At 62.5% G+C, this 6,084-nt stretch carries 6 protein-coding genes; 4 read left to right on the forward strand and 2 right to left on the reverse strand.

Annotated elements, in window-relative coordinates:
• Positions 1-167 precede the first annotated feature (167 nt).
• Complete coding sequence (locus KXR83_RS26625; RefSeq protein WP_023959022.1) at positions 168-434, reverse strand: metal-sensitive transcriptional regulator; 267 nt, start codon at positions 432-434, stop codon at positions 168-170.
• A 166-nt stretch (positions 435-600) separates the two neighbouring features.
• Between KXR83_RS26625 and KXR83_RS26630 the strand changes: the two genes are divergently transcribed.
• From KXR83_RS26630 to KXR83_RS26645, 4 genes are read left to right on the forward strand one after another with little or no spacing between them, the layout of a single operon-like run.
• Positions 601-2,754, forward strand: coding sequence for an MMPL family transporter (locus KXR83_RS26630; protein WP_081729788.1), 2,154 nt, complete (start codon positions 601-603; stop codon positions 2,752-2,754).
• Positions 2,755-2,782: 28 nt separating this feature from the next.
• Positions 2,783-3,013 (forward strand): YgaP family membrane protein, encoded by a 231-nt coding sequence (locus KXR83_RS26635; RefSeq protein WP_023959026.1) that lies wholly within the window; start codon positions 2,783-2,785, stop codon positions 3,011-3,013.
• A 37-nt stretch (positions 3,014-3,050) separates the two neighbouring features.
• Positions 3,051-3,461, forward strand: coding sequence for a DUF302 domain-containing protein (locus tag KXR83_RS26640; protein WP_023959028.1), 411 nt, complete (start codon positions 3,051-3,053; stop codon positions 3,459-3,461).
• Positions 3,462-3,493: 32 nt separating this feature from the next.
• Positions 3,494-4,096, forward strand: a complete 603-nt coding sequence (locus KXR83_RS26645) for a mycothiol-dependent nitroreductase Rv2466c family protein (RefSeq protein WP_023959030.1) — start codon at positions 3,494-3,496, stop codon at positions 4,094-4,096.
• Between the two features lie 85 nt (positions 4,097-4,181).
• Here KXR83_RS26645 and KXR83_RS26650 read toward each other — a convergent pair whose 3' ends face one another.
• On the reverse strand, positions 4,182-5,933 hold the full coding sequence (locus tag KXR83_RS26650) for a tyrosine-type recombinase/integrase (RefSeq protein ID WP_437427219.1): 1,752 nt from the start codon (positions 5,931-5,933) through the stop codon (positions 4,182-4,184).
• Positions 5,934-6,084: the final 151 nt, after the last annotated feature.

Below are 6,084 nucleotides of genomic sequence, written 5' to 3' on the forward strand. Positions count from 1 at the left end.
ACCTTGACTGCACTAGTCAAGAGCTGCTGCTCCAACCTCCGATTATGGTTAGGCGAGCGATACGCCCAGGAGTTCTCGGTTCTGTCGCAACATTATTGGTGGCGGGCCGATGAAGGCTACACCGAGTCCGTGAAGCCATTGCTGGGCGGGGGTCGTCGGCCGGGCCGTCAAGCTAGGGCTAGGAACAGTTTTTCCAATTCGGCTTCGGTCAAGGGTGCCTGGTCGCCGTCGGCGCCGTTGATGCATTGGCGCATTCCTGAGGCGACGATCTTGAAGCCGGCGCGGTCGAGTGCGCGGGACACCGCGGCGAGTTGGGTTACGACGTCTTTGCAGTCGCGGCCTGCTTCGATCATCGCGATCACTCCGGAGAGTTGTCCCTGCGCACGCCGTAGGCGGTTCAGTACAGCCGCCATTGATTCTTCGTCACCGGTCACGGGTCATGCCTCTCTGTTTTGTGTAACAAGTGCCAGGGTACCCCAGGGGGTATGGGCGCACGGGTCGGTCGGGGTTGACCTCACGATACCCCCGGGGGTACCGTCGAGACTTGCGCAGATACCCCATGGGGTATCGGTTCGATATCTAGAGAGAAGGTTCGTTGCCATGCCTGACATCTCGACCACCGATCAACAGCCCAGCTCGCCACCGAGCTCAGCGCCTGGAGTGCTGGGCCGGTGGGGTGCGGCGATGGCCGGTCGATCGCGCTGGGTCTTCACCATCTGGTTGCTGGTGCTCGTCGGGTTGGGTGCGGCCGCGCCGTCAGTGTTTTCCTCGTTGGCCGGCGCCGGCTGGCAGGCCAACGGGTCGGAGTCGGTGCAGGTGCGAGAGCTGGCGCAGCAGCACTTCGGCGGCAACTCATCGGCTGCGGTGCAGGTCGTCATCCACTCGGACCGCGACACCATCGACAGCCCGGCGATGCGTGAAACAATCGCGAATGCCACCGCAGTGTTCGGCGGTGACTCCCGGTTCGGCGAGGTTGTACCCCCGCAACCGGGGATGACGATCAGTCCGGATCAGCACACCGGCATCCTGATCGCCGGCGCGAACGCGAACACCGACGACATGGTTCGGGCCGTTGACGAGGTCAAGGGCGAGCTCACCGAACTCTCGCGTGATGGTGTCGAGGTATATCCCACGGGAGCGTCGGCCTTGTGGAGCGACTTCAACAAAGCCAACCACGACGCGATGATCAAGGCGGAGCTGTTCTCGTGGCCGGTCACTCTGGCCATCATGGTCCTGGCCTTCGGGTCGCTCGTGGCCGCTGGACTGCCGCTGCTGCTCACCATTGCCGGCCTGGTCGCCTCCGCGGGCGGTCTGGTCCTGCTCAATCAGGTCACGCCGATCTCGGTGTGGGCCATGAACTTTGCGATGATGTTCGCCCTCGCGCTGGGAATCGATTACGCCCTGTTCATCGTCTCCCGATTCCGGGACGCCCTCAAAAACCACACCAACAAGACCCACGCGGTCGCCGAAACGATGGATACCGCTGGTAAAGCCGTGGTGCTGTCGGGTCTGACCGTGCTGGTCAGTTTGTCGGCGGTGTTGCTGGTGCCGGCTCCTGCAGTTCGGACGATGGCTGTGGGCATCATGCTCGCGGTGACGTTTGTCCTCGCGGCTACGTTGACGTTGCTCCCGGCCACCCTGGGTGCTCTGGGTCCTAAGGTGAACGCCGCGTCGCTCCCGTACGCCAAACGCCAGCAACACCGTTCGCCGCTGTTCGAACGCTGGGGCAAGATTCTGCACAATTACCCGTGGCCGTTCGCGCTCGGATCGCTGGCCGTGCTGATCGCGCTGGCCATCCCGGTCATCGGCCTCAAGGTCGCCATGCCCTCGATCTCGGTGGTCCCCGAGGAGGCACCCGTGCGCCAGGGATACGAATTGGTCCAGCAGCAGATGGGCGAGGGCGCCCCCGGCATGCTCCAGATCGTCGCACCCTCGGACCAGGCACAGCAGGCTGCCACCGCAGCTACACAGACATCCGGCATCAGCATGGTCACCCCGCCGCAACCGGCGCTCGACGGCACCGACTACGTGATGATGCAAGCACTGCCCGCAGTGGATCCCTCCGATGCCCAACTCGGCGTCATCGTCGATGACTTGCGTAGCGCACTTCCCGCAGACGCGCTGGTTGGCGGCGCCCCGGCCGAGAACCTCGATCTGCAACAGGCCCTCAACGACTACTTCCCGCTGATTGTCGGCATCATCTTGGTTCTCGGGTTCGTCCTGCTCCTAGTCTCACTGCAGGCCCCGCTGATCGCGTTGATCGGCACCGTCGTCAGCCTCCTGTCGACTGCGGCTGCGTTCGGTGTCGCCAAGCTCATCTTCCAGGACGGCCACCTGTCCGGGCTGCTCGGATTCACCCCGCAAGGGTTTCTCGACGGCTGGGGGCCGGTGTTCTTCTTCGCGATGATCTTTGCCATCGCCATGGACTACACCGTCTTCCTGCTCGCGACCGCCAAGGAACACTATGAACGCACCGGTGACGCTGACGTCGCGCAGATTGACGGCATGGCTCATTCGGGCCGAATCATCTTCGCCGCCGCGGCGGTGATGGTCGCAGTGTTCTTCACCTTTGCACTGGCGGACCCGTTGCCGCCCAAAGAGATGGGCATCATCCTCGGTGTTGCCGTTCTGCTCGACGCAGTCCTCATCCGGCTGATGCTGCTGCCTGCGCTACTTCGCCTGACCGGGCGGGCAGCATGGTGGTCACCGACCTGGCTCCGAAAGGTCCTGCCCGCGATCTCGTTCTCCCACTGAATACACCACCAGAGAGGACTACGAACCGATGAACAGACGAACAACCCCACCTACGTGGACCGTCGAACGAGCAGTGCCACTCCTGGCAGGGTTGATGATTCTCGTGAGCCTGGCCCTGGCCACCACTGTCTCGACCTGGTGGCTGCTGCTGACCGCCTTTGTAGCGGTGAACCTGCTGCTCTTCGCCGCGGTCGGCTGGTGCCCGGCCAGCCTGCTCATGCACCGCCTGGGACTACAACGCCGCGCCGAACTCCGCTAGATCCGAACACGAAACCCCACCCGGAAGGAAAGCTGTTATGTCACTGGCCATCTCCACCGTTCTCCACCTACCGTTCGACGAGGCAGTCGCACGAACCCGCGCAGCACTGGCCGACCAGGGTTTTGGGATCCTCACCGAGATCAACGTCAAAGACACCCTGAAGACAAAAATCGACGTGGACATGGAAAATTACCTGATCCTGGGTGCCTGTAACCCGCCGCTGGCGCACCGCGCACTGGAGATCAATCGACAGATCGGACTACTGCTGCCGTGCAACGTCGTGGTCCGCACCGACCCCACCAATTCATCGAACTCGATCGTCGAAGCCATGAACCCCGCCCTGATGGTCGAGGTGTCTGGGGAAGCGGAACTCGAACCCGTGGCCGCCGATGCATCAGCCAAACTCTCAGCCGCTATCGCTGCATTGGAAGCTGTAGCCTCCGCGTGAGTTCCACCAGTCCGCGACCCGAAGGAGTACAGATGAGCGCAGTGACGTTCTATTTTGACCCGGCATGCCCGTTTGCGTGGGCCGCCTCTCGGTGGCTGCTCAACACCACGCAGCGCCGCGAGATCGAGATCGATTGGCGGCAGATGAGTTTGGCAGTACTCAACGAGGGATCTGATGTTCCCGAACAGCAACGGCACCACATGGAAGTGTCCCAGCAACTTGGCCGTGTCCTGGCCGCCGCGCATGACCGGGCCGGCGACAGCGCACTCGGACCGCTCTACACCGCTCTGGGCAAGCGTGTGCACCAGCAGGGCGCCGACGTCACCACAGCGATGGTGGCCAAAGCCCTCACCGAGAGCGGCCTCGACCCCCAACTCGCCGACAGTCTCGACGACTCCACCTACGACAGTGCCGTGCGCGTGGCCCACCAGGAAAGCCAAGACAGTCTCGGTGACTCTGGCGGTAGCCCCATCATGTGCATCAACGGACAGTGCTTCTTCGGGCCCGTGCTCACAGCCATCCCCGATGACCGCGAGGGCGACCAGTTGTTCGACGCCCTGCAGACACTGTCGACCACGAGCGCCTTCGCTCAACTACAACGACCACACAACGGACCGCCAACGTTTAGTTCCTGAGGCAGGAGTTAGCCCGCGCCTCGCGTCCAGCGCACCAAAGATGAGCCACCTGACCGCAGATCAAGCCAGTCGCTGCGGTCAGGCGCTAGAGGGGAACTCCGACGGCAGGAATGCCCAGTGGCGTAGATGTAGTGGGATTCAGACGCTCGAGGTCGGTGCGCTTCTGGGCCAGGAATGACAGTGTGAGGGTGAGGCCTTCGATCTCGCCGATCCAGCCCTTTGCTTGGGCTATGGTTCGGCGGGTGTGCAGGTCTGCTTCGAGTTCGTTAAGCCGGTCGAGCATGTGGGGGCTGACGTGCAGCATCGGGCAGCGGATGCAGGCGTGTTCGTGTGCGCACGGGGTGCCGTAGGGCCGGCCGCAGGTTCCCAGTTCGACTTTTCGTTTGTCGAAGTGTTGCTCGAACTCGCTCCACTCGCCAGTGGTGGCGGGACGGTACTCCTCGGAATCACGTTGTGAGCGACGGTGTTCGAGGTACTGCTGATAGTGCTGAACGACGTCCTCGTCGAATACTGCAACGTAACCGCGGGTTGTTTGCAGATTGGTGTGGCCGAGCAAGGCGGCTCCGATATGGATGGGCAGGCCGTTGTTCACTAGCTCGGTGGCAAAAAGCCGACGCAGATCGTGTGGTGTGAATCGAAGGCCAGTGAATTGTGGGTGCTCTGCCACGACTGCGTTGCAGATGCGCGCGAGTGAAGCGCCCATCCATGCGCTGCTGTTGCAGCGCGCTACCGGTCCGAGCGTGTTCTGGAAGAGGTAAGGAAGTGCTGGCCCAATGGTGGATTCGTACGGGTCGAACCGTTGCAGTGCAGAGATTTTCCGGCCGCCGGAGGTGTGCCGGCCGATAATCGCCGCGATGATGTGGAACAACTCGGTCGACATCGGTATGACACGTTCGCGATCGGTTTTCGATGGCGCGATGACCAGGAGGGCAATCACCTCGCCCCCGGGACGGGTGTACTGGCGGACGCTTAACTGTGTCAACTCCAGGAGTTCCTCTTGCCGAACTCCAGCGAGCCGGAGCACTCCGAGTAACGCCCAGTCCCAGAACGCGCGATCCTCGGCATCTTGAAGATTGATCGTCACACCGGTGGCAACGTTGACGACCCGGACGCGGGCCGTGCCCGTTCGATTTGTGTTCTTGTGGTCGCGGTCAAAGGCCACCCGGGTGAACTTTGTGCCGCCATGCTCGAATGTCTCACCGATCGCCGCGGAGTCGCCGCGTGTCAGCAACTCGCGTGTCTTTCGCCGTTCACGCTCGACGTGGGCAATCATGGCGGGAAGCATTGGTTGCCGCTCGCGAGTGCGGTCGGCGATGCGTTCGCTCTGACGGCGACGCACTCGTGCGTATCCGGAAGTAGCAGCCGGCGGGATGGGGCATGGTGCCGTCCAGCGGGCCCATCGTTCAGGTTCGATGGCAGCCCAGCTCTGTAGGTCGAGGTACAGCGCGCGCACTGCCATCAAGATGTGGAAGATGTCAGTCCGAGGGCGGGTGCCGGCCGACGTTCGAATCACGCCAATCTCTTCGCGCCACAGGGCGTACAGATCAGGACTCAGTCGCAGATCTTGCTGGTTAGGGCACAGTCGCTCAATGGTTTTCCAGAAGATTGATGCGAGCACGCGCGATAGTGACTCGAGTGTGTTGTGGTCCATGCCGTCGCTGCTGCGGTGGCGCAAGTAGTCCACCAACAGAGTGCGGACAGCGCGGTTGGTGAGGTGGTAGCGGTCGACCAGTTGCTCGACGGAACGGGGCTGCCGTGACCGCGCCAACGCCAAGGTGCTGGGTGTATCAGGTCCGAAGTGGCCTATCGAGACCAATGTCTGCCACGCGACGTGCACGCCTGACGGCGCTCATTGAAATTCCCCAGTAACGCTCACTGAAATTCCCCACCCGTGTGGCACCGCCAACGAGGGCGGGTCTCCCTCGATGCTGATGGTCTCTGACCACTCATCAGCTACTCGAAGGAGACCCGCTTTCTCATGCTTACAT

This window comes from Williamsia muralis (assembly GCF_051487485.1).
GTDB lineage: Bacteria > Actinomycetota > Actinomycetes > Mycobacteriales > Mycobacteriaceae > Williamsia > Williamsia muralis_B.

Coding starts and splice junctions, on each gene's coding strand:
- KXR83_RS26630 (WP_081729788.1), top strand. CDS start 601: ATGCCTGACATCTCGACCACCGATCAACAGCCCAGCTCGCCACCGAGC.
- KXR83_RS26635 (WP_023959026.1), top strand. CDS start 2,783: ATGAACAGACGAACAACCCCACCTACGTGGACCGTCGAACGAGCAGTG.
- KXR83_RS26640 (WP_023959028.1), top strand. CDS start 3,051: ATGTCACTGGCCATCTCCACCGTTCTCCACCTACCGTTCGACGAGGCA.
- KXR83_RS26645 (WP_023959030.1), top strand. CDS start 3,494: ATGAGCGCAGTGACGTTCTATTTTGACCCGGCATGCCCGTTTGCGTGG.